Origin of the sequence: Rhodococcus sp. RD6.2 (assembly GCF_001040705.1) — a bacterium.
Lineage (GTDB): Bacteria > Actinomycetota > Actinomycetes > Mycobacteriales > Mycobacteriaceae > Rhodococcus_G.
This window is the reverse complement of sequence record NZ_CVQP01000006.1, coordinates 509,650-535,724: the sequence shown is the minus strand read 5'-3', so window position 1 is coordinate 535,724 and position 26,075 is coordinate 509,650. Positions and strand designations below refer to the sequence as shown.

Below are 26,075 nucleotides of genomic sequence, written 5' to 3'. Positions count from 1 at the left end.
GTCAGACGCAGGCCGGGGAGGTCAGGTTCGCCAGCTTGACGATGTTGCAGGCGTACTCCTTGGACAGCACCCACTGGCCGTCCTGAACGACGAAGGTGGCGGTGCCCGGGTTGACCTGGCCGCCGATGGTCATGTTGACGGTGGCGGTCAGGGTGCCGTCGCCGTTGTCGAGGATCGGGTCGACGACCTCGACGGTCGCGTTGTTCTGCTTGGCGGCAGCGGCGACCTGGTCGAACAGGCCCGGATCGGACTGGCCGTCCTCGACGAGGGTGGTCTTCTCCTCGACCGGGGTGGCCGGATCCAGACCCTTGACCAGCATCGCGTTCAGCTCGGCAGCCGTCGGCACGGGCGGCGTCTCGGTCCCGGCGTCGGCGACGGCAGACGTCGTGGTGGCCTTGCTGGTGGTGGTCTTGGTGGTGTCGTCACCGTCAGAGCTGCTGCAAGCACCGAGGGTCAGCGCGGCGGCAACCGCGACACCGGCAACGAGGGTCTTCCGGAGCATCAATGTGTGTCCTTCTCTTCGTTTGAACTGTGCATTTCGCTGTAACCGTGGTCGGGATCGGTGCTTCGGCACCGCCCGACAGTGGCCGAGCCCGCGTGCGAGCAGGTGTCACCTTAGTTAACACGGGAAAAATAAGGGCTTCCTTAACGAAGACTGTCGGCGGGGTCCGCGATCCGGAGCGCCGCGTCGTCGTCCGAAAACGTCTGCGCCGGGCCCGGACCCGTCGATCGGGTCTCGAACCGCACCGTCACCACGCCGTGCCCGCAACCCTGCACCCAGCCGTGACCGTGTTCGGTGTGGTGCACGTCCTGGCCGGGACGCCATCGCGATCCCGGTGCCGGTACCGCGGACCGACCCGGCTCCGGCACCGCCGCTGTGTCCGGAGTCACAGCGTCCTTGTCCGCCTCTCCTTGGTCGAGATCCGGGAACAGCGACCCCTGCTGTGTCGCCGTCAGCCCGCCGAAGGACACCCCGACCAGACGCACCGCACCGAGTTCCCTGGGGTCGATCAACTGCCTGCGTGCCGTCGCGATCAGCGTCTGCAGATCCGTCGTCGCGTACGGCAGGGTCGCCGACCGGCTCACGATCGTCATGTCCGTCTTCTTCAGCTTCACGACGACCGTGCGAGCCGCCCGCCCGTCCTTCTCGAGTCGGCGATGCGCGTGTCCCCCGCACTGCTCGACGGCGGCGCGAAGCTGATCCATCGTCACCAGGTCTTCGGCGAAAGTCGTTTCGGCACTGATCTGTTTGGCATCCGCGCGCTCGGCCACGGGCCGGTCGTCGAACCCCTTCGCCAACCGGTGCAGACCCGGCCCGATGGTGCCGCCGAGGAGTGTGACCACCTCGGACTCACTGGTCGCCGCGAACTGCCCGATCGTCTCGATTCCGAGCCTGCGCAGCTTCGATTCCGCCACCGGGCCGATCCCCCACAGCTTGCGCACCGGCAACGCCTCGAACAGGTCCGCCTGCTCGTCCGCGGTCACCACGCGCACCCCGTCCGGCTTCGCGAGACCGGAGGCGATCTTCGCTATCTGCTTCCCCGATCCGGCACCGATCGACGCCACCAGACCCGTCTCGACGCGAATCATGGTGCGCAACTGTTCCGCGTAGTCGCGAACGGCGTCGGCGTCCGCGCCCTCCAACTCCGGAGGCTCCCCGAAAGCCTCGTCCAGCGACAGCATCTCGAGGACAGGCACACGCGTACGCAGGGTGTCGAACACCGACTTGCTCACCGCCGAGTACAGGGCCCCACGCGGAGGCAGCACCACCGCACGGGCCCCGACGAGACGCCGGGCCTGATGCATCGGCATCGCCGACCCGGCCCCGAACGCCCGCGCCTCGTAGCTCGCGCCCGCGACGACGCCGCGGCCGCCGAGCCCTCCGACGAGGACCGGGCGGCCGCGCAGCGTCGGCCGGGTGAGCTGCTCGACCGACGCGAAGAACGCATCCATGTCGAGATGCAGCACCCACCGACGCTGTGTCGTCACAGCCGGCACCGCCGGCGCGTCGTCACAGCCGGCACCGCCGGCGCGTCGTCACAGCCGGCACCGCCGGCGCGCGGTCACAGTAAGCACCGCCGTGGCGTACTCATCTCACGCCTTGACGACGACGGCCCGCACACCCTCACCGAGATCCACCGCATCGGCCCCGACCGGGCCGAGTTCCAGTGTCGTGGCGAGGATCTCGCCCGCGATCAGATCGCGGTGCCGCTGCGCCCAGTCGAGCCGGTCGGCGGGAACCTCGAGGGTGACGGAAATGCGGTCGGAGACGTCCAGCCCGGCCGCGCGCCGCGCGTCCTGGAGCTCACGGATACGGTCCTTCGCCCAGCCCTCGGCCTCCAACTCCTCGGTGACCAGCGAGTCCAACACCACCAGTCCGGCGTTGTCCGGCAGGGCGGCCGTCGATTCCGGCTCGGCCGCGACGAGCCGCTGCGTGTACTCCTCCGGCAGCAGCTCGATGCCCGCCGCACTGACGACACCATCGGTCTCGGTCCAGTCGCCGGCCTTGACCGCCTTGATCACGGTCTGCACGTCCTTACCGAGTCGCGGACCCGCCGCGCGGGCGTTGACAACCAGTTCGAACTTGCCGTGCACATCCACGTCGTCGGTCAGGTCCACCTTCTTGACGTTGACCTCGTCCGCGATGATGCCCAGATATGGCCGCAGTCGCTCGGCATCCGACGCCGCGACCGTCACCTCGGGCAGCGGCAGCCGCACCCGCAGGTTCTGCGCCTTGCGCAGGCCCAGGACGGTGGAACAGACGTTGCGCACCTCGTCCATCGACTCGACGAGCTCGGGGTCCGACACCAGGTCCGTTGCAGTGTGTCCGGGTCGCTCCGCAGGCTTCGCTCCCGCCGGCCAGTCCGCCAGGTGAACCGAGCGCCCACCGGTCAGCCCCCGCCAGATCACCTCGGTCGCCATCGGGAGCAGCGGTGCCGCCAGCCGGCAGGTCACCTCCAGCACCGTGTGCAGGGTGTCGATCGCATCACGATCCTCGTCCCAGAAGCGGTTCCGGGAGCGGCGCACGTACCAGTTCGTCAGGGCGTCGCAGAAGGTGCGCAGCTCGTCGCACGCACCTGCAATGTCGTTGACCTCGAGTGCGTCGGTCATCGCGTCCCGCGTCGCGGCGAGCTTCGCGAGGATGTACCGGTCGAGCACGTTCGTCGAATCGGTACGCCACGTGCCGGGCTTCGATGCGTACAGCTGCAGGAAGCTCCAGGTATTCCAGAGCGGCAGCAGCGCCTGCCGGACGCCCTCGCGGATGCCCTGCTCGGTGACGACCAGGTTTCCGCCGCGCAGGATCGGCGACGACATCAGGAACCAGCGCATTGCATCGGAGCCGTCCCGGTCGAACACCTCCTTCACGTCGGGGTAGTTGCCCTTGGACTTGCTCATCTTCAGGCCGTCGTCGCCGAGCACGATGCCGTGTGCGGCAACGGTCTTGAACGCAGGCCGGTCGAACAGTGCGGTGGCGAGCACGTGCAGCGTGTAGAACCAGCCGCGGGTCTGGCCGTTGTACTCGACGATGAAGTCACCCGGGTAGTGCGTCTCGAACCAGTCTCGGTTCTCGAACGGGTAGTGCACCTGGGCGTACGGCATCGAGCCCGACTCAAACCAGCAGTCGAGCACTTCGGGCACGCGACGCATCGTCGACTTCCCGGTCGGGTCGTCCGGGTTCGGGCGGGTGAGCTCGTCGATCATCGGGCGGTGCAGATCCGTCGGGCGCACCCCGAAGTCGGCCTCGAGCTGGTCGAGCGAGCCGTACACGTCGACCCGCGGGTACGTCGGATCATCCGAGACCCACACCGGGATCGGGCTGCCCCAGTAGCGGTTCCGGCTGATGTTCCAGTCGCGGGCGCCTTCGAGCCACTTGCCGAACTGGCCGTCCTTGATGTGCTCGGGCACCCAGGTGATCTCCTGGTTCAGCTCGACCATCCGGTCGCGGAACTTCGTCACCGCGACGAACCACGACGGCACCGCCATGTAGATCAGCGGCTGACCGGACCGCCACGAATGCGGATACGAGTGCTCGATCGTCTCGTGCCGCAACAGCTTTCCGGCGGCCTTGAGGTCCTTGATGATCACCGGGTTCGCATCGAAGACCTGCAGGCCCTCGTACGGCGGCACGAGCGAGGTGAACTTGCCGCCCGGGTCGAGCGGCTGCACGATCTCGATGCCGTTCGCCGTCGCGACGTCCATGTCCTCCTCACCGAAAGCCGGTGCGAGGTGGACGATTCCGGTACCGGAATCGGTGGTGACGTAGTCGGCCGACAGCACGCGGTGCGCGTTCTCGTGACCCTTGCCCGGTCCGTGGAAGAAGTCGAACGGCGGCTCGTAGGTCAGACCGACGAGGTCGCTGCCCTTGTACTCGCCCAGCACCTCGGGCGACTCCCCGAACTCACGAGCGTAGTGACCGACCCGCGCCGCAGCGAGGACGTAGCGTTTGCCGTCCGCTGCGCGGACCTGCACGTAGTCGACGTCGGGGTGCACCGCGACCGCCAGGTTGGACGGCAGGGTCCACGGCGTCGTGGTCCAGATCAGCGCGTTCGCGCCGTCCAGCGGCGAGCCGGGCGCGGTGATCACCATGTCGACGGTGACCGCCGGGTCCTGACGCATCTTGTACGCGTCGTCGAGGCGCGTCTCCTGGTTCGACAGCGGCGTCTGCTCGTACCAGCTGTACGGCAGAACCCGGAAGCCCTGATAGATCAGGCCCTTGTCGTAGAGCTCCTTGAACGCCCACATGACCGACTCCATGAAGTCCAGGTCCAGGGTCTTGTAGTCGTTGTCGAAGTCGACCCAGCGGGCCTGCCGGGTCACGTAGTCGCGCCACTCGTCGGTGTAGCGCAGCACGGACTGCTTGCAGTACGCGTTGAACTCGGCCAGGCCCATCGCGTCGATCTGCGACTTGTCCTTGATGCCGAGCTGCTTCTCCGCCTCGAGCTCGGCGGGCAGACCGTGGCAGTCCCAGCCGAAACGACGCTCGACCTTCTTGCCGCGCATCGTCTGGAAGCGGGGCACGAGGTCCTTGACGTACCCGGTCAGCAGGTGACCGTAGTGTGGGAGCCCGTTCGCGAACGGCGGCCCGTCGTAGAAGACGAACTCCTCGGCGCCGTCACGGTTCGAGATCGACGCGCGGAAAGTGTCGTCCGAATCCCACTCGGCCAGCACGCGCCGTTCGAGTTCGGGGAAGTTGACGCTCGCGCCGGACCTGCCGCCGGCGAGATCGACACGTGGATAGGTGGAATTCACACCGTCGGTGCTGTCGGACACTGTCGTGCTCCCTCGTGCCTGTTCATCCGGCACGGGGACGACGTCGGCGCCGGTGCGCCTGGCCGCGGTACCACCCCGCTTGCCCGATCCGGTGGACTTCTCCACCCGACCCGGCCTCTCGTAGTCGGCTGTGACGGGCCGAACCCGTTCGGTTCTACTGAGTGACCCGGCCCACGGGGGCCTGGCGTCACCGTTCTTCCGAAGACTCCCCGGTGATGGCCGGATCGACGTCGTCTGTCACGGCCCGATCCGATCGGGCCAATGTCGTTGTTCGATTCTACTCGGGACGGTCAAATCGCTCCGTGGGCGGATCGTCCTCCCGCGCCGGAGCAGCCCGCGGATCCGAGCGCTCCGGATCCGGTGCGGTCCCTCGCAGCGAACTCACCAGGAGCAGAACCGCACCGACGACGCAGACCGCGATGCAGCCCCACGCCCAGGCGACCGAACCTGTCGTCAGCGCCAGGACGAGGAGGGCGAACCCGATCGCCGCCATGGCAAGTGTCAGGACCAGCACGGAATCCCCCTGTCACCAGCCGACAGGACGCGACCGCCGGGCGAGTGAACCATCACCGCGGCCCCAGCAACGCCGGGTCAGTTGCTCCCTTTGGCGAATGACTTGGATCCCTCGGAACCGAGTGCATCCTGGCCGCCGTCCACGGGGACCGCCGAACCACGCTGCTCCAGTTCCTCGAGCTGCGACTCCAGGTACGACTTCAGGCGAACCCGGTACTCGCGCTCGAACGTCTTGAGCCGCTCGATCCGCTCCTCCAGCACGCTGCGCTGCTGGTTGATGGTCGCCATGATCTCGGTGTGCTTCTTCTCGGCGTCGGCCTGGAGGGCGTCGGCCTTCTCCTTGGCCTGCCGCAGCTGCGTCTCCGAGCGCGTCTGCGCATCGGCGAGCAGTGCCTCCGACTTGTGCTTGGCCTCGGCGACCATTCCGTCGGACCGGGTCCGCGCGTCGCTGACGAGCTGCTCGGAGTTCGCGCGGGCGCTGGACACCAGCTGCTCGGACTCCGTCTTCGCCTCACCGGTGAGACGGTCGGCCATCTCCTGGGCGAGACCGAGGATCTTCGCGGCCTGCAGGTTGGCCTCTTCCGTGCCACTGGCGCGCGGCGGAGCCGGCGGCGCAGCGGCAACCACGGGGGCGACCGGCTTCGGCGGTTCCGGAACAGGAATCGGTGCAGGCGCGGGAGCTGCAGGCGGACCGCTCGGGCGCGGCGCCTTCTTTGCATCCGCGAGCTCCTGGTCGAGCTCGCCGACACGCTGGCGCAGGTCTGCGTTCTCCTCGATCAGGCGAGCGAGCTCCTGCTCGACGAGGTCGAGGAAGGCATCTACCTCGTCCTCGTTGTAGCCACGCTTTCCGATCGGAGGCTTGCTGAACGCGACGTTGTGGACATCAGCTGGTGTCAGCGGCATGGAAGGATCCCTTCGCGCATCTGTTGGCGGTCGAGCAAGCATTCAGTTATGGCGCACTCACTGCAGGACCACATTTTCACACTGTAACTGCGGGTCATTCTGTCACACCCAACCCGCAGGCCTGCGCCACGACTCGATTCGCGCACGTCACGTGGCAAGTCCCTGGGTGACCTGCATGAGCACGAACACGATGAAAAGCAAGACCATGATGGACAGATCCAGCCGGACCCCGCCGAGAGAAATCGACGGAATCAGTCGCCGCAGCAACTTGATCGGCGGATCGGTGACCGTGAAAATCGCCTCGAGCACGACGACCACGAAACCGGTCGGGCGCCAGTCCCGCGCGAACGTCCGGATGAACTCGATGATGATTCGGCCGATGAGAAGCAGCCAGAACACGAACAGAGCGAAGTAGATCACCGCGAACAAGGGCACTCCACCACTCTGCCTGACCTCTCCACGCCACTCACAACCGGGTTCCTCTCACGAACCGGGTGCGACCGGAACCCCCGGTCGCACCCGTCGTTCACACCCTCTGCACGGGGTGAGATGTCACTTCTGATTGTAGAAGCCGTTCTCGGCGATCCTCCGCCGTTCCTCCGCCGACACGTCGATGTCCGCGGGCGACAGCAGGAACACCTTGGTCGCAACCTTGTCGAAGGAGCCGCGCAGCGCGAATGCCAGGCCCGCGGCGAAGTCCACGAGACGCTTCGCGTCCGCGTTGCTCATCTCGACCAGGTCCATGATGACCGGCGTTCCGTCACGGAACCGCTCACCGATGATCCGGGCCTCCCCGTAATCGCGCGGGCGCAGCGTGGTGATCTTCGACAGCGGCCCGCCCTCGTCGAACACCGGCGCGCGCCTGCTCTCGACCCGCGGAGCCGGGTTGACGGCCAGCGAACCGTGCGTGGCCGTGGACCGCGACACGGGTGCCTGCGTCGGACGGGTCGAACGCGGCGGCAGTGGTTCCATCCGTCGCGGTGCCGGCTGCCGGTCGTCGATTTCGTCGAGTCCGCCGTACCCGGCGTCGTCGTATCCGCCGTCGATTCCGTCCTCGTAGCGGGCGCTCCTCGGCGCCCGACGGGGCTCGTCGAGGTAGTCGTCCTCGTAATCCTCGAGGGGAACCATGCCGAAGTAAGCCTTGAACTTGTGCAGAGTGCTCATCGGTCGACCTTCCTTGGCGCGGCGGATAATCGGTCGGAACGCCGATCAGTTCATTCCGAGGCTAACGGCCGAGAACCCAACAGCGCCGTTCCGACACGCACGCAGGTCGATCCGTGTCGGACCGCGCTTTCGAGATCTGCGGTCATCCCGGCCGAGAGAATGCGCGCGTCCGGATGGTCACGCAGCACGTCGCGGTGGGTGGCCGCGAGTGTAGCGAAAGCGACGTCGGGGTCTGCACCGAGTGGTGGCACTGCCATCAGTCCGGCGAACCCGAGTCCGTCTGCGGCGGCGGCACGTTCACACAGTGCGGGCAGTTCCGGGAGCGGAACTCCGCCGCGCTTCGGGTCGTCGTCGAGGCTCACCTGCAGCAGTACCTGCAGCGGGGCCGCGCGCTCGCCCGCGTCCAACGCGGCGACAGCGGCCCGCGACAGGGCGTCGACGAGTTGCTCGCTGTCCACGGAGTGCACGACGGTCGCCCACCGCACGATCGAGCGCGCCTTCTTCCGCTGCACGCTCCCGATCATGTGCCAGCGGACGTCGCCCGCACCGCCGGGACGCTCCCCTGCGACCAGACCGGCGAGATCGGTGGCCTTCGCGGACGCCTCCTGGTCCCGCGATTCACCGAACTCCCGGCATCCCAGGTCGTACAGGATCCGCGCGTCCGACACCGGAAAGTATTTCGTGACCGGCAGGAGCTGGACATCGCGCGGATCACGGCCCGCGGCGACGCACGCCCGTCCGAGACGCTCCTGTACGGCAGTGAGCGCCGACGCGATCTCCGTGTGGCGATCGTCAGTCACGTCCGACGGACTCCATCCAGATCGCCCCGGCGATGCGTCCCGTCGTTCCGGAACGGCGGTAGCTGAACAGCGTCCTGTCCTCGATGGTGCACCGCGGATCCTCCGCGATCCCCGCGACTCCCGCCGCTTCGAGCTGCCGCCGCAGGCCCGCGCGGAGGTCGAGTCCCGGGGTTCCGCGTGCGGTCCGGGTCGCGCTGCCCGGCAGGTGGGCTTCGACGTCGGCCTGCATCGCCTCGGGAACCTCGTATTGCCTGCCGCTGGCGGCGGGCCCGAGGAAGGCGCCAATCCGTGACACGTCAGCGCCTTTCGCGACCATCGCGTCGAGCACCCGAGGGACGATGCCGATACGCGCACCGACCCGACCCGCATGTACGGCGGCGATCACCCCGGCCTCGTCGTCCGACAGCAGCAGCGGCACACAGTCGGCCGTGAGCACCACCAGAGCGAGGTTCCGCTCCGCGGTGACGAGGGCATCCGTCGCCTCGACGGGCGCACCGACCGGACCGTCGACGACGGCCACGTTCCGGCTGTGGATCTGCTCCATCCACACCAGCCGCTCGAACGGCAGTCCGATTCCCGCGGCCAGGCGGCGCCGGTTGGCGTCGACCGCCACCGGATCGTCCCCGACGTGGTCACCGAGATTGAACGTGTCGTACGGAGCCGCCGAGACGCCACCCGTTCGCGAGGTGACGACCCGGCGAATCCGGACCGTGGACGTCACTGTCGGTGCCGTCACCGACGCATGAAGTCGGGGACGTCGACGTCGTCCTCGCCGTCGTCGTCCGTGACGGGCACGGCCCGAGTGGTCGCACCGACGGGGATCGGAGGCAGCGATCCGCCGGTCTCGCGACGCGAGTCGGTGCTGTGCTGCGGCGCACGCTCGACGGGCTGCGGTTCGTCCGCAGCCGCCGGGGACTTTCCGATCTCACCCGCCCGAGCGACACCGATGTTGCCCCGCCCGGCCGCGGCCTGCTGCTGCGGCTGCTCGATGCGGCGCACGGGCCCTCCGCCGTCGAAGCCGGCAGCGATGACCGTGACGCGGACCTCGTCACCGAGCGAATCGTCGATCACCGTTCCGAAGATGATGTTCGCGTCGATGTGGGCGGCTTCCTGCACCAGCGAGGCGGCCTCGTTGATCTCGAAGAGTCCCAGATCCGAACCACCCGCAATGGAGAGCAGGACGCCACGGGCACCTTCCATCGACGCCTCGAGAAGCGGCGAGTTGATCGCCGTCTCCGCGGCCTGGATGGCGCGCCCGTCGCCACGGGCGGAACCGATGCCCATCAGTGCACTGCCCGCTCCGGACATGACGCCCTTGACGTCCGCGAAGTCGACGTTGATCAGGCCAGGGGTGGTGATCAGGTCGGTGATGCCCTGGACGCCGTTGAGGAGCACCTCGTCGGCAGAGCGGAAGGCGTCCATCAACGACACCGCGGCATCGCCGAGCTGCAGGAGGCGGTCGTTGGGAATGACGATGAGGGTGTCGCAGGATTCACGCAACGCCTGGATGCCGTTGTCGGCCTGGGTGCCGCGGCGCTTGCCCTCGAACGAGAACGGACGCGTCACGACGCCGACGGTCAGTGCGCCGAGCTTGCGTGCGATGGATGCGACGACCGGCGCGCCACCGGTACCGGTGCCACCGCCCTCGCCTGCCGTCACGAACACCATGTCGGCGCCCTTGAGGACCTCTTCGATCTCGTCCTTGTGGTCTTCGGCCGCCTTGCGCCCGACCTCGGGATCCGCGCCTGCGCCGAGGCCGCGGGTCAGTTCACGTCCGACGTCGAGCTTGACGTCGGCGTCGGACATCAGGAGTGCCTGCGCGTCGGTGTTGACGGCGATGAACTCGACTCCCTTGAGTCCCTGCTCGATCATGCGGTTGACCGCATTCACACCGCCGCCGCCGATGCCGACGACCTTGATAACGGCGAGGTAGTTGTGCGGGGGCGTCATGGGCTCTCGCCTTCCGTTTGTAGTCGCACTGAGGGTGTTTCTGGCGATGCTGACGTTACTTGTGGTGCAGAGGCTACTGGTGTGGCCGATGCCGCGTGTGCGGCCGGTCGCCTTTGTGCCACCGATTGGTGCAGCCAAACCCTCAACCTCAACCATAGACTTACAGTTATGTCAAGTGGATGACTAGGCGGAACGCTATGCACGGTGACCCCTCGATGCCAGCAGGCGCGCCGACGGACACGCCGATTTGTCGAGGGATCCGGTTCACTTGACGGTCGGGAGATCAGGGCTCGAGACGTCGAACACCTGCCCCGGCTGTCCCAGAAGGGGCCCGAGGATCGCTGCTTTGTGCTCCGATTCCTCCACGCTCCCCCAGAGCACCTGTCTTCCGTCCACCAGCGTCAGGCGGATGTCCGGCAGCGTTGCCGCCGACACCTCCGTCACCTGCGGCCGCAGGTGCGGCGGCAACGACTCCAGGGTGGTCAGCGCGTCGACGGTTGCGGCGTCGTCCTGCGCCGGACGCGCGACCGCAAGGCGCGGCAACCCGGGCGGCGGCGGCTCGATCGCGTACGCCACACCGGAGGCATCCATCAGGTGCGTGCCCTCGGGCGCGTCGTAGAAGACCGCGGGAGCCCGTTCCACCACGGTGACCTTGATCGTCGACGGGTAGTTGCGCTCGACCCGAACGTGGTCGACCTTCGCGATGGAGGCCACCCGGTCCGCGGCCGCACCCGTGTCCACCCGAAGCAGCGGCTGCCCCGTCGGGACGGACAGAGCAGCGAGGATCTCTTCGGAGGGGACGCCGGCATTGCCGACAACTGTCACAGTGCGTGCGGAGAGCAGCGGCGTGAACCAGGCCACGACGACGAGCACCACGACGGCGCCGACCGCTGCGACCGTCAGATAGATCGGTTTGCGAGGACGCTTCGGGCGCGGCGCAGAACCCGACCGCACCGCGGTTCCGGTGCTGCGCGTGCGTTCCGGTCGACGCCCACGGCTCACTGCTGCCCTCCGGCCCGTCCCGCCGCGTCGGGCCGGGTCCGGTTCCGGGTCCCCGACGGCGCGGCTGCGAGTGCCCCGAGAATCCCCTTGCCGAGCATCGTCACGTCACCGGCGCCCATCGTGATGAGCACGTCTCCGGAGCGGGCCAGGGCCGCCACCTGACGCGGCGCCATCGACAGGTCCGGCTGATAGTGCACCGGCTTCGTCACCGCGTGTGCGACGAGCGCACCCGTGACGCCGGGCAGCGGCTTCTCGCGAGCCCCGTACACGTCGAGCACGACCACTTCGTCTGCGAGGTCGAGCGCTTCGCCGAACTCGGTCGCGAATGCCGACGTCCGCGAGTAGAGATGCGGCTGGAACACGACGAGGACCCGGCCACCCGAGGTGCGGACCAGCTCGCGGGCCGCTCCGAGGACCGCCCTGACCTCGGTCGGATGGTGGGCGTAGTCGTCGAACACCCGGACACCGTTCTCTCGCCCGGTGTACTGGAACCTGCGGTGGACGCCTCCGAAGCCGCCGATGCCCTCGATGATCTCGTCGACCTCCGCACCGACCTCGCGGGCCGCGAGCAGGGCTCCGAGAGCGTTGAGCGCCATGTGCCTACCAGGAACCGACAGCGTCATCGTCCGCGGGTGATCCTCGCCGTCCAACTGCACCCGTGCGACGCCGCCGACGTCCCTGGCCTCCCAGTCGAGCAGGCGCGCCGCCAGCGGCACCGTTCCCGCCGGGTCGTCACCGCCGTAGCCGATGACCCGGATCGGCAGGCCCCGCGACGCGACCCGCTCGGCGAGCGCCGCCGATCCCGGATCGTCCAGACAGACGACCAGCACCCCGCCCGGCGCGATCCGGTCGGCGAAGTCGTCGAAGACCTGGACGTACGCCTCGGTGGTGCCGAAGAAGTCGAGGTGGTCGGCCTCGACGTTGGTCACGATCACGACGTTCGGGTCGTACTGCAGCAGCGAACCGTCGCTCTCGTCCGCTTCGGCGACGAACACGGTGCCGGACCCGTGGTGCGCGTTCGTTCCCGCTTCGTTCAGTTCGCCGCCGACGGCGAACGACGGGTCGACACCGCAGTGCTGGAGCGCGACCACGAGCATCGACGTCGTCGACGTCTTGCCGTGCGTTCCGGCCACGAGCAACGTCTGGTGCCCGGACATCAGCGAAGCCAGAACGGCGGGCCGCAGGACGACGGGGATGCCACGCTCCGCGGCCGCCACCAGCTCGGGATTGTCCTTCGGGATCGCCGCATGCGTCGAGACGACCGCGGTCGGCCCTCCCGGGATCAGGTCGAGCGCACTCGCGTCGTGTCCGATGCGGACCTGTGCGCCCCGTGCCCGCAGCGCCAGCACGGTTCGGGACTCCTTGGCATCCGATCCGGACACCTGCCCTCCGCGGGCCAGCAGGATCCGCGCGATCCCCGACATGCCTGCGCCGCCGATCCCGACCATGTGCACACGCTGCAGATGGTCGGGCAGTGCCGAAACCCGATTCTGTGTGTCGTCCGAACTCATCGTCGACCACCCTTCGCAACCTCGAGGACCATCCGGGCCACCGTGTCGGCCGCATCCCGGTGCCCGGCACCGGCTGCGGCCGCGCCCATCGCGGCGAGCCGCTCGGGATCCCGCAGCAACGGGACCACCGAGTCGGCGACGAACGCGGGCGTGAGGTCCGCGTCGGCGACCAGCAGCCCACCTCCCGCCGCGACCACCGGCCTGGCGTTCAGTTCCTGTTCCCCGTTGCCGTGCGGCAGCGGCACGTACACCGCGGGCAGGCCGACGGCCGAGATCTCCGCCACGGTCATCGCCCCCGAGCGGCACACGGTCGCGTCGGCGGCGGCCAGCGCCAGGTCCATCCGGCTCAGGTACGGGACCGCGACGTACGGCGCCGCGGGATTGTGCTGCTGAACCTCGACGGAGTTCTTCGGCCCGTACGCGTGCAACACGGAGATGCCGCCCGCGGCGAGTGCCTCGGCGGCACCCGACACGGCCTCGTTGAGGGACCGCGCGCCCTGCGACCCGCCCGTCACGAGGAGGACGGGTCCGTCGGCGGGAAGTCCGAAGTGCTCACGGGCCTGCGCGCGCAAGCCGCCGCGGTCGAGGCCGGTGATGGACGAGCGCACCGGGATGCCGACGATCTCGGCATCCGACCGGCCTCGGCCCGACACACCCGAGCCGGGAACCGCGGCGAGAACCCGTGCCGCAAGCCGCGCACCGATCTTGTTCGCGATTCCGGCGGACGCATTGGCCTCGTGCACGACCACCGGGATCGCACGCCTGCGGCGGGTGACACCCCGGCCGGCCGCGAGATAGGCGGGGAGTGCGACGTAGCCGCCGAATCCCACGACGACATCGGCCTGGACGCCGTCGAGGACCTGGCGGGTGCGCCGGACCGAGGCCCGGACCCGCCCGGGCAGGCGCAGCAGATCGGCGGTCGGCTTGCGGGGCAACGGCACCGGCGGGATCAGCTCCAGCGGATAGCCGCGCTCGGGCACGAGTGTCGTCTCGAGTCCTCGCTCGGTGCCGAGCGCGGTGACGGTCACCGACGGATCGAGACGCCGCAACGCGTCTGCGACCGCGAGTGCGGGCTCGATGTGGCCTGCGGTGCCACCCCCCGCGACGACGACGGACAGGCCGGACGATGTACCGCTCTCACTCACCTACGAAAACCTCGTTCAGGGAATCCACGTTCTTGGGCGCGGCCGGACGAACGGTCCCGGCGCTGGTCCGATGCTAGTGCCTGACCGCGGCGAGGGGTCTCGCGGCGTGCGTCCCCGCGCCTACCAGCCTCGATGCGGCGTTGCTGCTGCTCCCGCCTGCGCTGATCCTCGCGGCGACGCTGGTCCTCACGTGTTCGCCGTTCCCGCTGCTGGGCGGACCGACGCTGTGCCTCCCGCTGCGCGGCCCGTTTGCGGTCCGCCTTCACGGCCGCGGCGCGGCGCGCCTCGGCGGCTCGCGCCGGCGAGTACTGCTCGGGCTTCGGCAGCCGCAACAGCCGGCCGAATCGGCCGTCCTGGCCAGCGTGCAGTGCCGCGACGGCCTCGGGTTCGTGTCGTGCGGCGTTCGCGATGATGCCGAACATCAGCAGGGTGACGGCTGTCGACGTACCGCCCGCCGAGACCAGCGGCAACTGCTGACCGGTCACCGGCATCAGGCCGATGACGTAACCGATGTTGATCATCGACTGCGCCACGATCCACGTCGTGGCCGCTGCCGTCAGCAGGCGGAGGAACGGGTCGACCGACCGCATCGAGATCCGTAGTCCGGCGTAGGCGAACAGCGCGAACAGGCCGATGACGGCGGCGCACCCGAGGAACCCGAGTTCCTCGCCGATGATGGCGAAGATGAAGTCGTTGTGCGAGTTCGGCAGGTAGTTCCACTTCGCCCGCGACTGCCCGAGTCCACGACCGAACCATCCCCCGTCCGCGAGCGAGAACTTGGCCTGGCGACTCTGATAGCCGGCGCCCTGCGGATCGTCACCCGGATTGAGGAAGCTGAACAGTCGCGCGGCGCGGTAGTCGGCGGAGAACGCGAGGACGACGCCCAGTGCCAGAACACCGATGGCTGCGCCCGCGAACAGCCTGACCGACAACCCGGCGAACCACAGCAGCGAACCCACGATGATGACGAACGTGACCGTCGTCGAGTAGTTGGGCTGGAGGATCACCAGGACGGACGCGAGCAGCGCACCCGGGATCAGGGGTACCAGCAGGTCCTTGACCGGACCGCCACGCGGCCGGGACGCCAGCACATGGGCACCCCAGACGATGAGCGCCACCTTGGCCAGCTCGGACGGCTGAAGTGACAGCGGACCCAGCGTGAACCAACGCCGCGCACCACCGGACAGCGTGCCGATACCCGGGATGAGCACCAGGAACAGCATCACCAGCGCCACGACGAAGGCCGGTGTCGCGAGGCGCCGCAACATGCGCACCGGGATGCGCAGGGCGATGTAGAAGAGCACGGCGCCCAGGGCGGCGAACGTCGCCTGGGTGGTGAACATGCTGTACGACGACCCGGTGTCGGCATAGGCCTCCACGCTCGACGCCGACAGCACCATCACCAGGCCGAGCACGGTCAGCAGGGTTGCGATCGTGACGATCAGGTGGAACGACGCCAACGGCCTCGCGAGCCACGCACCGAAACGCGCCCACGCGGCGGCGAGTCCGGGAACGGGGTTCGGATCGCGGCGACGACGATCAGGGGGCGCCATCGTCCGCCAACGCGTCCACGGCCGCGACGAAACTGCGGCCGCGGTGACCGTAGTCGGTGAACATGTCGAGCGACGCCGCGGCGGGGGCGAGGAGCACCGTGTCCCCCGGCTCGGCCGCATCGGCGGCAACCCGCACCGCGCGCGCCATCACGGCGTCGGGTGCATCGGTCGACTTCACGTTCTCATCGTGCCCCGGTTCGACGCGGTGGACGGGGACCTGCGGTGCGTGTCGGGCGAGTGCGTCGGCGATCTGGCCTGCGTCACGGCCGAAGAGGACCGCGGCAACGAGGCGATCCGCGACCTCGACGGCGAGCTCGTCGACGCTGGCCCCCTTGAGCAGACCGCCCGCGATCCACACGACGCGCGGGTGTGCGAGCAGTGAGGTTCGCGCCGCGTGCGGGTTGGTGGCCTTGGAGTCGTCGACATAGGTCACTCCCGCAACCTGCCCGACCGTCGCGGCCCGGTGCGGACCGACCTGGTAGCTGCGCAGTCCGTCGCGCACGGCATCCGCGGACACCCCGACCGTGCGGGCCAACGCGGCCGCGGCGAGCGCGTCCATCACACCCGCGGGCCCGGACGGGGTCACGTCGGCGACGTCGGCCAGGGTCTCGTCCGTCGCGAAGGCGCGGTCGACCAGTGTGCCGTTCTCGACGCCGAGTTCGCCCGCGCCGGGAACGCCGAGGCGGAACCCGACGGTCCGTGCGATGCCCGGACGATCACGCAGGGACGCCGCGACCGGATCGTCGAGGCCGAGCACACCGACTCCGCCCGTCAGGGCCTGCGCCTTCGCCTCGACGTAGCCGTCCATGCCGCCGTGCCAGTCGAGATGGTCCTCCGCGATGTTCAGTACCGCGCCCGCGGTCGGGTGCACGGACGGCGCCCAGAACAGCTGAAAGCTCGACAGTTCCACCGCCAGCGCCGTGTAGGCCGGTGACTCGGCGCGCAGGGCGTCGGTCACCGGGAGGCCGATGTTCCCGCATGCGACGGCGGAGATTCCGCCCGCACGCAGGATCGATTCGAGCATCGAGGTCGTCGTCGTCTTGCCGTTGGTTCCGGTGACGACCAGCCAGTCCCGAGCGGGACCGTAGACGCCGGACCGGTCGAGGCGCCACGCGAACTCGACGTCTCCCCAGATCGGAACGCCTGCGCCGGCTGCCGCCGACAACACCGGCGAGTCGGGACGCCAGCCGGGGCTGGTGACGACCTGCGCATACCCGGAGATCGCGCCGGCTGCGTCGTCGGGGCTCACCGTCGCCACGCCGTGTTCGCGCGCGGTCGCGGCGAGCGCGTCGGCGTTGCCGTCGGTGAGGGTGACGTCGGCGCCGAGGTCGCGCAGGGGGGCGATCAGAGCGCGCCCGGAAATGCCTGCTCCCGTGACCAGGACTCGGGCACCTCGCAGTCGGGCGAGGTCCTCGGGCAGGTCCTCGGGCGAAGCCTCGGGCAGGTTCTCGGGCAGGTCCTCGGGCGAAGCCTCGGGCAGGTTCTCGGGCATGTCGCCGGCTGGGGCCGTGTCCATCATCAGTTCCCGACCACCGCGAGGTACTCGCTGTAGAACAGTGCGAGGCCGACCGCGGACGCGATCGCCGCCAGCAACCAGAACCTGATGATGACCGTGGTTTCCGCCCAGCCACCGAGCTCGAAGTGGTGATGGAACGGCGCCATCCGGAACACCCGTCGTCTGCTGGAACGGAACACCGCGACCTGGATGACGACCGAGGCGGCCTCGGCGACGAACAGCGCGCCCACCACGACCATCAGCAGTTCGGTCCGAGTCGTGATCGACAACCCGGCGAGCAGGCCGCCGAGTGCGAGCGACCCGGTGTCGCCCATGAAGATCTTCGCCGGGGCCGCGTTCCACCACAGGAAGCCGATGCAGGCGCCTGCCGCGGCCGCGCAGATCAGTGCGAGGTCGAGCGGGTCACGGACGTCGTAGCAGCCCTTGCCGGGATTGGTCTCACACGCGTTGCGGTACTGCCAGAAGGTGATCACCGTGTACGCGCCGAGGACCAGCGTCATCGATCCGGCGGCGAGGCCGTCCAGTCCGTCGGTCAGGTTGACCGCGTTCGACCAGGCACTGACCAGCAGGTAGACGAACAGGATGAACACCACCGACCCCATGGTCACGGTGGTGATGTCGCGAACGTACGACAGGTGCAGACTGCCCGGTGTCAGTCCGGTTGCGCCCCGGAACTGCAGGGCGAGCACACCGAACACCACGGCCGCGAGGAGCTGACCGACCAGCTTCGCCGTCTTGTTCAGGCCCAGGTTCCGCTGCTTGCGGATCTTGATGAAGTCGTCGAGGAAGCCGACGCCCGCGAGGACCGTCGTCAGGCCGAGCACCAACAGACCCGAGGCACTCGGACCGTCGGCGTCGTACCCGATGCCGATCAGATGCGAACCCCAGTACCCGGCCCACAGGCCGATGATGATCGCGACACCACCCATCGTGGGTGTCCCGCGCTTGGCCTGGTGGCTGGCGGGGCCCTCGACGCGGATCTCCTGGCCGAATCCCTGCCGCGAGAACGCCTTGATCAGCACCGGCGTCAGCAGGATCGACACCGCGAGCGCGATGCCACCTGCGAAGAGGATCTGTCTCACCGGTCGCGCTCCTCGTTCGTCTCGTTGTCTTCCTGCGGGTCGGCGAGCAGGGCGTCTGCGACCGTCCACAGCCCCACGGACTGCGATGCCTTCACCAGCACGATGTCACCGGGGCGCACCTCCCGGCGGAGGATCTCGAGCGCCGCGTCGGCGTCGGGCACGAGGGTCGACTCGTCACCCCACGAGCCCTCCATGATCGCGCCCTGATGCATGCCGCGCAGCGGACGGCCCTCGCCGACGACGATCAGCTTGGTGACGTCGAGGCGAACGAGGAATCGGCCGATCGCGTCGTGCTCGACGACGGTGTTCGGGCCCAGTTCGGCCATCTCGCCGAGCACCGCCCACGTCCGCCTCGGTGTGTCCGCGGCGCGACCCATCGTGACCAGTGCCTTGAGGGCAGCGCGGACCGAGTCGGGGTTCGCGTTGTAGGAGTCGTTGATGACGGTGACGCCGTCCGCGCGGGTACGCACGTCCATCCGCTTCGCCGACACCGCGCGGGCGGCGCCGAGTGCGGCGGCGACCTGCTCGAGGGTGGCGCCGCATTCCAGCGCGACCGCCGCCGCGGCGAGCGCGTTGCCCACCTGGTGGTCACCGTGCACACCGAGCGCGATCCGGATGCTTCCCTGCGGTGCAACGAGCGTGAACTCGGCCCGCGCCTGGTCGTCGAGCTGCACGTCGATCGCGCGCACGTCCGCCGACTGCGACAACCCGACCGTCACCACGCGAGCACGGGTGCGCTGCGCCATCGCGGACACCAGGCGGTCGTCTGCGTTGAGGACCGCGACACCGCCGTCCTCGGACGCGGGCAACGCCTCCACCAGCTCGCCCTTCGCTTGCGCGATCGCCTCCTGCGACCCGAACTCGCCGAGATGCGCGGTACCGACGTTGAGGACGACGCCGATACGCGGCGGGACCGCCTCGGCCAACGCCGCGACGTGCCCGACGCCGCGCGCGGACAGTTCGAGCGCCAGGAACCGGGTGCCCCGGTCGACCCGCAGAGCCGTCCAGGGATGGCCCAGTTCGTTGTTGAACGATCCGGGCGGAGCGACCACCGGACCGAGCGGAGCGAGGACGGCGGCGAGCAGATCCTTGGTGGACGTCTTGCCGGACGAACCGGTGACGCCGACAACCGTGAGGTCCGGCAGCTCCGACGTCACGGCGCGGGCGAGGCGGGCCAGCGCGGCGAGAACCGCGGCACCCGACCCGTCGACGTCGTGTTCGAGGGCCATCGCGTTGCTGTCCGAGGGGCCGAGCGGTTCCACGACAACCGCGGGAACGCCGACCGGGCGCGCGGCGAGGACTGCCACGGCGCCCGCGTCGATCGCCGTTGCCGCGTGATCGTGACCGTCGACGCGTGCGCCGGGCAGCGCCAGGAACAGACTGCCCGCGGTGACCTTCCGCGAATCGAACTCCACCGTGCCGGTGACCAGGACGTCCGGGTCCGGGACGTCATGGAGCGTGCCGCCGACGATCTCGGCGAGCCGGGCGAGCGACATCTCGATCACTGCTCCACCCCGATCACCCGATCGATGGCCTCCGCGAGGACCTCACGGTCGTCGAATGGGTGCTTCACCCCAGCAATCTCCTGTCCGATCTCGTGTCCTTTACCCGCGACGAGCACGACGTCGCCGGGCTGTGCCCACTCGACGGCCGCCGTGATGGCCGCCGCCCGGTCGCCGATCTCACGGACCTCGCCGCGCTCCCCGTCGGGAACCGCAAGCGCACCGTCGAGCAGTGCCCGGCGGATCACCGCAGGATCCTCGGTGCGCGGATTGTCGTCGGTGACGATCAGCAGGTCCGCTCCCCTGGCGCCGCCGTCGCCCATCAGCGGCCGCTTCCCGTGGTCGCGGTCGCCGCCAGCACCCACGACCACCGCGAGGCGTCCCGCGGTCTGCCCGCGCAGCGTCGCGATGACCGCCTCCAGCGCCGCCGGCTTGTGCGCGTAGTCGACGACCGCGAGAAACTGCTGTCCACGATCGATGCGCTGCACTCTGCCCGGCACGTCCACCTCGGCGAGCCCACGGACGGCGTCCGCCTCGGAGACCCCGCACTCGTGCAGTACCGCGAGCGCCAGGAGGGCGTTCGCGACGTTGAACCGGCCGGGAAGTCGCAGTGAGGCGGTCATCTCGGCACCGTCCGGGGTGGCGACCGTGAACGCCTGCGATCCGTCCGCTTCGGTGACGACGTCGCGTGCGGTCCACCGAGCGGTGCCCGTCGTCGCGACGGTGACGGTGTCCGCGCCCGCGACGTCGGCCATCCGTCGACCCCACTCGTCGTCGACGCACACGACCGCACGCTCGGCGTGCACGGTCGACGCCGGGTCGAACAGGCGGGCCTTCGCGCCGAAGTAGTCGTCCAGCCCCGTGTGGAAATCGAGGTGATCCTGCGACAGGTTGGTGAATGCTCCCACCGCGAAACGGGTGCCGTCGACGCGGCCGAGAGCAAGTGCATGACTGGACACCTCCATCACGACGGTGTCGACGCCACGTTCGAGCATCGTGGCGAACAGTGCATGCAGCTGCGGCGCTTCCGGCGTCGTGAGTGCGCTGGGCACGTGCCTGCCCTCGATGCGGGTCTCGATGGTGCCGACCAGTCCGGGTCGACGACCGGATGCGGCCAGCCCCGCCTCCACCAGATACGACGTCGTGGTCTTGCCCGAAGTACCGGTGATGCCGACAATCCGCAGCCGCTCCGACGGATTGCCGTACACGGCAGCCGACACGACACCGAGCACCGCGCGGGGGTCCGGATGCACGAGCACCGCAACGGGCCGCGACAGCGAATCGATCCGGGCTGCGCCCGCCGGATCGGTGAGCACGGCGACCGCACCCCGGCGTATCGCGTCCTCGGAGAAATCTGCCCCGTGTGCCCGTGCACCGGGCAGTGCCGCGAAGAGATCACCCGCGACGATGCCCTGCGCTCGGAGGTCGATTCCCGTCACCCGCACCTCGCCTGCCGGGTGATCGGTTTGCTCGGCGCCACCCCCGTGCCACCGCAGGTCCGCTCCGACGAGCTGCGCCAGCGTCGCCACCGCCGTCGTCGGCGGATGTGCCGGCCGCAATCCCGGTGGCACGCTCTGCGGACCCGCCTCGGAGCTGTCGTTGGTCCCTTGCACGGGCAGGTGACTCCCTTCGGGCGAGGTTGTGCGCTGACGGTGATTCGAATGCCGGTCGGCTGGCTCGGCCGACGTGTCACGTTACCGGCGAGTCCCCGAAGGTGGGGAGTCGGCGTCCCGCGGGTGGCCGCGGTCAGTCGGCCTGCAACACCAACGGCCGGCCGGGGTCCGCGGAGAGCGGGATCCGGTCACGCTGCAGAATCCAGGACGCGATGTCGTGGAACAGCGGTGCGGCGGACTGGCCGCCCGACCCGTTGGCACTGCGGACCGGTGCGTCCAGCATGATCCCGATGACGAACCTCGGGCTGTCGGCGGGCGCGATCCCCGCGAACGTGATCCAGTAGTTCGAGTTCGAGTAGCACTTGCAGGCCGGGTCGACCTGCTGCGCCGTTCCCGTCTTGCCGCTGACCTGGTAGCCCTCCACGGACGCCTGCGAGCCGGTGCCCTGCTGGTAGCCCATCGGGTCGCGCTGGGTGACCGACCGGAACATGTCGCGGACCGTGGTCGCGGTCTGCTCGCTGACCACCTGGACACCCTCGGGGTGCTCGGTCGGGGTCCGATTGCCGTCCGCGTCGACGGTGGCCCGCACGATGCGCGGCGCGATCCGCACACCGTCGTTGGCGATGGCCTGATACATGCCCGCCATCTGCAGCAGCGTCATCGACAGGCCCTGGCCGATCGGCAGGTTCGCGAACGTACCGCCGGACCACTGGTCGCGGGTTGGCACGCTGCCCGCGCTCTCGCCGGGCAACCCGACCTCGGTGCGCTGGCCGAGCCCGAACTTCTCGAGCATCTCCGCGTACCGGTCCTCACCGACCCGCTGGGCGAGCATCAGTGTTCCGACGTTGGACGACTTCCCGAACACACCGGTGGCCGTGTACGGGACCACGCCGTGATCCCACGCGTCCTTCACCGACACGCCTGCCATCTGGATCGAGCCCGGCACCTGCAGTACCTCGTCGGGCTTCGTCAATCCGTACTCGATCGCGGCGGCGGCGGTGACGATCTTGTTGACCGATCCCGGTTCGAACGGTGTGCTGACGGGCAGATTGCCGAGTTCCTTGTTGACGTTCTTGCCGACGCCGATCGACGGGTCGAAGGTGTTGTCGTTCGCCATCGCGAGCACCTCACCGGTGTGCGAGTCGAGCACCACCACCGACGCGTTCTTCGCCCCCGACAGGTCCTTGGCGCGCTGCGTCTGCTGCTGGACGTAGAACTGCAGGTCGGCGTCGATGGTCAGCTCGACGCCGGACCCGTCGACAGCGGGCTGCTTGTCCCGCCAACTGCCGGGGATCACCGCACCGTCGGAGCCACGGTCGTAGGTCTGCGACCCGTCCGTACCCGCCAGGGTCGAATCCATCGAGTCCTCGAGCCCGAGCAAACCGTGCCCGTTCCAGCCGGTCGCGCCGACGAGGTTGGCGGCGAGGTCGCCTCCCGGGTACTCGCGGATGTCCTGGCGTTCGAGACCCACCTCGGGGAACTTCTCCGCGATCCGCGCCGCGACGTCCGGGTCGACACTGCGCGCGAGGTACTCGAAGGTCAGGTCGCTCTTCAGTTTGGCGAGCACGTCCTTCTCGAGTGCCGCGTCGCCCAGTTCGTCGTGGATGCCCTTGGCGATGGCCTCGAGCCGCTCGGCGACCTTCGGCTCCTCCCCCTTGTCGCGTGCCTTCTCCTCGATCTCTTTGCGGACCTTCGGCGGCTGGAAGGTGAGGGCCTTGGCCTCCATCGTGAACGCGATCGGCTTGCCGTTCCGGTCCGTGATCGATCCACGGGTGGCGGGATCGATCAGGGTCGTCGACCGCTGGTCGGCCGCTTGCGCGGACAGCTGGGGCGCCTGCACGACCTGGAGCCACAGCAACTGCAACACCGCGAGCCCCAGTGCGCCGAACATCACCACCCGGCCCCACTTGTGCCGGAAGCGGAAGCTTCCGGATCCACCGTGATCGCTCCGACGGCCGGCGCCCGAACGGCGAACCCCGCCGCGCGGATCCGTGCGGCGGGGTTGAGTGGGACGGCCTCCGGTCACCGTGCACCGCCGGTGTCGGCGGCACCCCCGGTGCCGGTTCCCGCCGCTGCCTGGTCTCCGCGTGCCATGGGCACCAATTGTTCATCCTGCGCGGCCGGTTGCTGGGAATTGGCTGCCGGCGGCGTGGCGGGCGCAGGTGCCGGGGCGACCGGCGCAGGCGCCGTGGCGGCCGGCGCAGGCGCCGTGGCGGCCGGCGCAGGCGCCGTGGCGGCCGGCGCGGGCGCCGCGACCACGGAGGGGGCCCGTGAACCGATCGGCGGAAGGTCCGCCGTCGCACGGGAACCGACCGGCGGAAGATCTGCGGCCGTGACTCCGGCACCCCGAGAGGCACCGGCGGGCGCGGCAGCAGGACGCGCAGGCGGAACAACCGGCGTACCCGTCGCCGGCTTCGGTTCACCGACGACCGTGACGGATCCGTCGTCCGCGACGACCAGCCTGGACACGTCCGTGACCGGGATCATGCCCAGTTCCGCAGCCTTGCGGGCCAATTCGGGCGCCGAGTTCGCCGCCCGGAAGTCGCGCTCGAGCGCGGCCTTCTTCTCGATCAGTTCCTGGTTGTACGCCTTGGCGGCACTGAGTTTGTACGAGTCCTCCGCCGCCCGCGTCGTGAGCAGCAGCGTGACGGCCAGGCCGACCGACAGCAGACCGATCACCGCTGCGACGAACGGGATCCGAGCCGTGAAGCCGGGACGTGCGGCCTTCGGGGTCGACGCGTCGACGGCGGCCCGCTGACTGCGCTTGGCGTAGGCGCGCTGCGCGGCACTCGACCGCGCGACGGAACGATCGGTCGGCTTCGCCGGGACTCGTCGCCCGACCCGGGCGGGCTTCGTCGCAGCGCGGTCCTGCACGGGAACTGTCATTCCGTCGCCCTCCTCGAAATCCGTTCGGCACAGCGCAATCGAACCGGCGCCGACCGTGGGTTCTCCGCAATTTCCTGATCACTGGCTCGCTCGGCGCCGCGCGTGCGCATCGCGAACTCCGGTCCCATGCCCGGCAACTCGACGGGAAGTCCTTCCGGACTGCGAGAGCGCGTACGTGGGGTCAATTCCTGCTTCACCAGACGGTCTTCCAGCGACTGGTAGGACATGAACACGACACGTCCACCCACTGCCAGGGAGTCCAACGCCGCGGGCACGGCGTCTCGCAGTGAGTCGAGTTCACCGTTCACCTCGACGCGCAGGGCCTGGAAGGTCCGCTTCGCGGGATGCCCACCCGTTCGCCGTGTCGCCGCCGGAATCGAGGCGTAGAGCACCTCGACCAACTGAGCACTCGTCGTGAACGGCTCGGTCTTCCTGCGCCGCACCACTTCCGACGCGATCCGGCCGGCAAATCGTTCCTCACCGTAGGTGCTCAGCACCCGCGCCAGTTCACCGTGACTGTAGGTGTTGAGGATGTCGGCGGCGGTCTGCCCGCGCGTCGGATCCATCCGCATGTCCAGCGGAGCGTCAACCGAGTACGCAAATCCGCGATCGGCCTCGTCCAACTGCATCGAGGACACACCGAGGTCGAACAGGATGGCGTGCACGGACTCGATCTGGTCGTAGCCCGCGATCTCGAGCGCGTCGGCAATACCGTCGTATCGGGTGTGCACCAACGTGACCCGGTCTCCGAAGGGCTCGAGTCGACTGCCTGCGATCTCCAGCGCGGCGGGGTCTCGATCCAGCCCGATCAGGCGGAGTCCTGGGTAGGTGCGAAGGAAGTGCTCCGAATGCCCGCCCAACCCGAGTGTCGCGTCGATCATGACCGCACCCGTGCCGTCCTCGGACTGGGCGGTGATCGCGGGGCCGAGCAACTCGTCTGCGCGGGTGAGCATCACGGGGACGTGAGCGAACTCCGGCTCGGGGTCTCGACCAGGGTCACCCGGCGGGTTCAGGTCGTCGTCCACGAGCACTCCCTTACGTCCTGGTCGGTCATCTCTGCTTCTCGAGGTGGGGGCGGATGCCGCGAGGTCTCTGTCCGATTCACCGGACCTGGCGCTGGGGAAGTGCGTCAGGGTCGGCATCGGGCAGAGGCCTCGCGGCACTCGCCTCGACGAAAGCGGCTACAGGATCTCGCTGAGTGAGTCGGATCTGGCTTGGGAGTAGGCTTCTTCGTTCTCGTCGGAGTAGGCGTTCCACGCCTGGGCGTCCCAGATCTCGAGGAAGTCGACCGATCCGACAACCACGCAGTCCTTGGTCAGCCCGGCGTAGCGCCGGTGGCCGGGAGAGAGGGTGATGCGGCCCTGAGCGTCGGGGCGTTGTTCGTCGGCGCCTGCAGCGAGAGCGCGCACGAACGCACGCGCCTCCGGATTGCTCCGCGAGGCCGCGGCTGCTCGACGAGCGAGCGTCTCGAACTCCTCACGGGGGTACACCGCGAGGCTGTGGTCCTGCCCTTTCGTGACCATCAACCCTCCCGCCAGTGCGTCGCGATACTTCGCGGGCAACGTCAGCCGCCCCTTGTCATCGAGCTTCGGCGTGTAGGTACCGAGGAACATCTCGGCACCTCCCTGCTACGGGAAAAAAGAACACCTTGCCCTGTGATTCGC

Annotated in this window: 22 protein-coding genes; all 22 read right to left on the bottom strand. The window is 69.1% G+C overall.

Annotated features, from left to right (window positions below; genetic code table 11):
• Position 1: 1 nt before the first annotated feature.
• Positions 2-502, bottom strand: coding sequence for a WKL family lipoprotein (locus RHCRD62_RS12725; RefSeq protein WP_050065038.1), 501 nt, complete (start codon positions 500-502; stop codon positions 2-4).
• Between the two features lie 143 nt (positions 503-645).
• A complete protein-coding gene (locus RHCRD62_RS12720) occupies positions 646-1,989 on the bottom strand; it encodes a DNA polymerase IV (RefSeq protein ID WP_157050893.1) in 1,344 nt (447 codons plus the stop codon).
• A gap of 105 nt (positions 1,990-2,094) precedes the next feature.
• Positions 2,095-5,271 carry an isoleucine--tRNA ligase gene (gene ileS, locus RHCRD62_RS12715; RefSeq protein WP_050065269.1) on the bottom strand — a complete coding sequence of 1,059 codons (3,177 nt, stop codon included), beginning with the start codon at positions 5,269-5,271 and terminating at the stop codon, positions 2,095-2,097.
• 277 nt (positions 5,272-5,548) lie between these two features.
• Positions 5,549-5,785 carry a DUF3784 domain-containing protein gene (locus RHCRD62_RS12710; protein WP_050065037.1) on the bottom strand — a complete coding sequence of 79 codons (237 nt, stop codon included), beginning with the start codon at positions 5,783-5,785 and terminating at the stop codon, positions 5,549-5,551.
• 77 nt (positions 5,786-5,862) lie between these two features.
• Positions 5,863-6,687, bottom strand: a complete 825-nt coding sequence (locus RHCRD62_RS12705; RefSeq protein ID WP_050065036.1) for a DivIVA-like cell division protein Wag31 — start codon at positions 6,685-6,687, stop codon at positions 5,863-5,865.
• Between the two features lie 147 nt (positions 6,688-6,834).
• Complete coding sequence (locus tag RHCRD62_RS12700) at positions 6,835-7,122, bottom strand: YggT family protein (protein WP_050065035.1); 288 nt, start codon at positions 7,120-7,122, stop codon at positions 6,835-6,837.
• 117 nt (positions 7,123-7,239) lie between these two features.
• A complete protein-coding gene (locus tag RHCRD62_RS12695) occupies positions 7,240-7,851 on the bottom strand; it encodes a cell division protein SepF (protein WP_050065034.1) in 612 nt (203 codons plus the stop codon).
• Positions 7,852-7,901: 50 nt separating this feature from the next.
• Positions 7,902-8,651 carry a YggS family pyridoxal phosphate-dependent enzyme gene (locus RHCRD62_RS12690; RefSeq protein ID WP_050065033.1) on the bottom strand — a complete coding sequence of 250 codons (750 nt, stop codon included), beginning with the start codon at positions 8,649-8,651 and terminating at the stop codon, positions 7,902-7,904.
• Positions 8,644-9,387, bottom strand: coding sequence for a peptidoglycan editing factor PgeF (gene pgeF, locus RHCRD62_RS12685; protein ID WP_050065032.1), 744 nt, complete (start codon positions 9,385-9,387; stop codon positions 8,644-8,646). Before pgeF ends, RHCRD62_RS12690 begins: the two co-directional genes overlap by 8 nt.
• Positions 9,384-10,601, bottom strand: coding sequence for a cell division protein FtsZ (gene ftsZ / locus RHCRD62_RS12680; RefSeq protein WP_050065031.1), 1,218 nt, complete (start codon positions 10,599-10,601; stop codon positions 9,384-9,386). Before ftsZ ends, pgeF begins: the two co-directional genes overlap by 4 nt.
• Before the next feature lie 264 nt (positions 10,602-10,865).
• Positions 10,866-11,603: a cell division protein FtsQ/DivIB gene (locus tag RHCRD62_RS12675; RefSeq protein ID WP_084734231.1), complete on the bottom strand. Its 738-nt coding sequence runs from the start codon at positions 11,601-11,603 to the stop codon at positions 10,866-10,868.
• Positions 11,600-13,114, bottom strand: a complete 1,515-nt coding sequence (gene murC / locus RHCRD62_RS12670) for a UDP-N-acetylmuramate--L-alanine ligase (protein WP_050065030.1) — start codon at positions 13,112-13,114, stop codon at positions 11,600-11,602. The genes RHCRD62_RS12675 and murC overlap by 4 nt, the downstream gene beginning before the upstream one ends.
• Positions 13,111-14,259: an undecaprenyldiphospho-muramoylpentapeptide beta-N-acetylglucosaminyltransferase gene (gene murG, locus RHCRD62_RS12665; protein ID WP_050065029.1), complete on the bottom strand. Its 1,149-nt coding sequence runs from the start codon at positions 14,257-14,259 to the stop codon at positions 13,111-13,113. Before murG ends, murC begins: the two co-directional genes overlap by 4 nt.
• Complete coding sequence (gene ftsW, locus RHCRD62_RS12660; RefSeq protein ID WP_050065028.1) at positions 14,256-15,812, bottom strand: putative lipid II flippase FtsW; 1,557 nt, start codon at positions 15,810-15,812, stop codon at positions 14,256-14,258. Before ftsW ends, murG begins: the two co-directional genes overlap by 4 nt.
• On the bottom strand, positions 15,799-17,328 hold the full coding sequence (gene murD, locus RHCRD62_RS12655) for a UDP-N-acetylmuramoyl-L-alanine--D-glutamate ligase (protein WP_253277295.1): 1,530 nt from the start codon (positions 17,326-17,328) through the stop codon (positions 15,799-15,801). Before murD ends, ftsW begins: the two co-directional genes overlap by 14 nt.
• A gap of 2 nt (positions 17,329-17,330) precedes the next feature.
• On the bottom strand, positions 17,331-18,410 hold the full coding sequence (gene mraY, locus RHCRD62_RS12650) for a phospho-N-acetylmuramoyl-pentapeptide-transferase (protein WP_050065027.1): 1,080 nt from the start codon (positions 18,408-18,410) through the stop codon (positions 17,331-17,333).
• Positions 18,407-19,915 (bottom strand): UDP-N-acetylmuramoyl-tripeptide--D-alanyl-D-alanine ligase, encoded by a 1,509-nt coding sequence (gene murF / locus RHCRD62_RS12645; RefSeq protein WP_050065026.1) that lies wholly within the window; start codon positions 19,913-19,915, stop codon positions 18,407-18,409. Before murF ends, mraY begins: the two co-directional genes overlap by 4 nt.
• Entirely contained in the window at positions 19,912-21,525 is a 1,614-nt protein-coding gene (locus RHCRD62_RS12640; protein ID WP_050065025.1) for a UDP-N-acetylmuramoyl-L-alanyl-D-glutamate--2,6-diaminopimelate ligase, read from the bottom strand. The genes murF and RHCRD62_RS12640 overlap by 4 nt, the downstream gene beginning before the upstream one ends.
• A gap of 133 nt (positions 21,526-21,658) precedes the next feature.
• Positions 21,659-23,551: a peptidoglycan D,D-transpeptidase FtsI family protein gene (locus tag RHCRD62_RS12635; protein WP_084734230.1), complete on the bottom strand. Its 1,893-nt coding sequence runs from the start codon at positions 23,549-23,551 to the stop codon at positions 21,659-21,661.
• Positions 23,548-24,411, bottom strand: a complete 864-nt coding sequence (locus RHCRD62_RS12630) for a cell division protein FtsL (RefSeq protein WP_253277294.1) — start codon at positions 24,409-24,411, stop codon at positions 23,548-23,550. Before RHCRD62_RS12630 ends, RHCRD62_RS12635 begins: the two co-directional genes overlap by 4 nt.
• Complete coding sequence (rsmH, locus tag RHCRD62_RS12625; protein ID WP_253277313.1) at positions 24,408-25,364, bottom strand: 16S rRNA (cytosine(1402)-N(4))-methyltransferase RsmH; 957 nt, start codon at positions 25,362-25,364, stop codon at positions 24,408-24,410. The genes RHCRD62_RS12630 and rsmH overlap by 4 nt, the downstream gene beginning before the upstream one ends.
• 228 nt (positions 25,365-25,592) lie before the next feature.
• Positions 25,593-26,024, bottom strand: coding sequence for a division/cell wall cluster transcriptional repressor MraZ (gene mraZ, locus RHCRD62_RS12620; protein WP_050065023.1), 432 nt, complete (start codon positions 26,022-26,024; stop codon positions 25,593-25,595).
• Positions 26,025-26,075 lie beyond the last annotated feature (51 nt).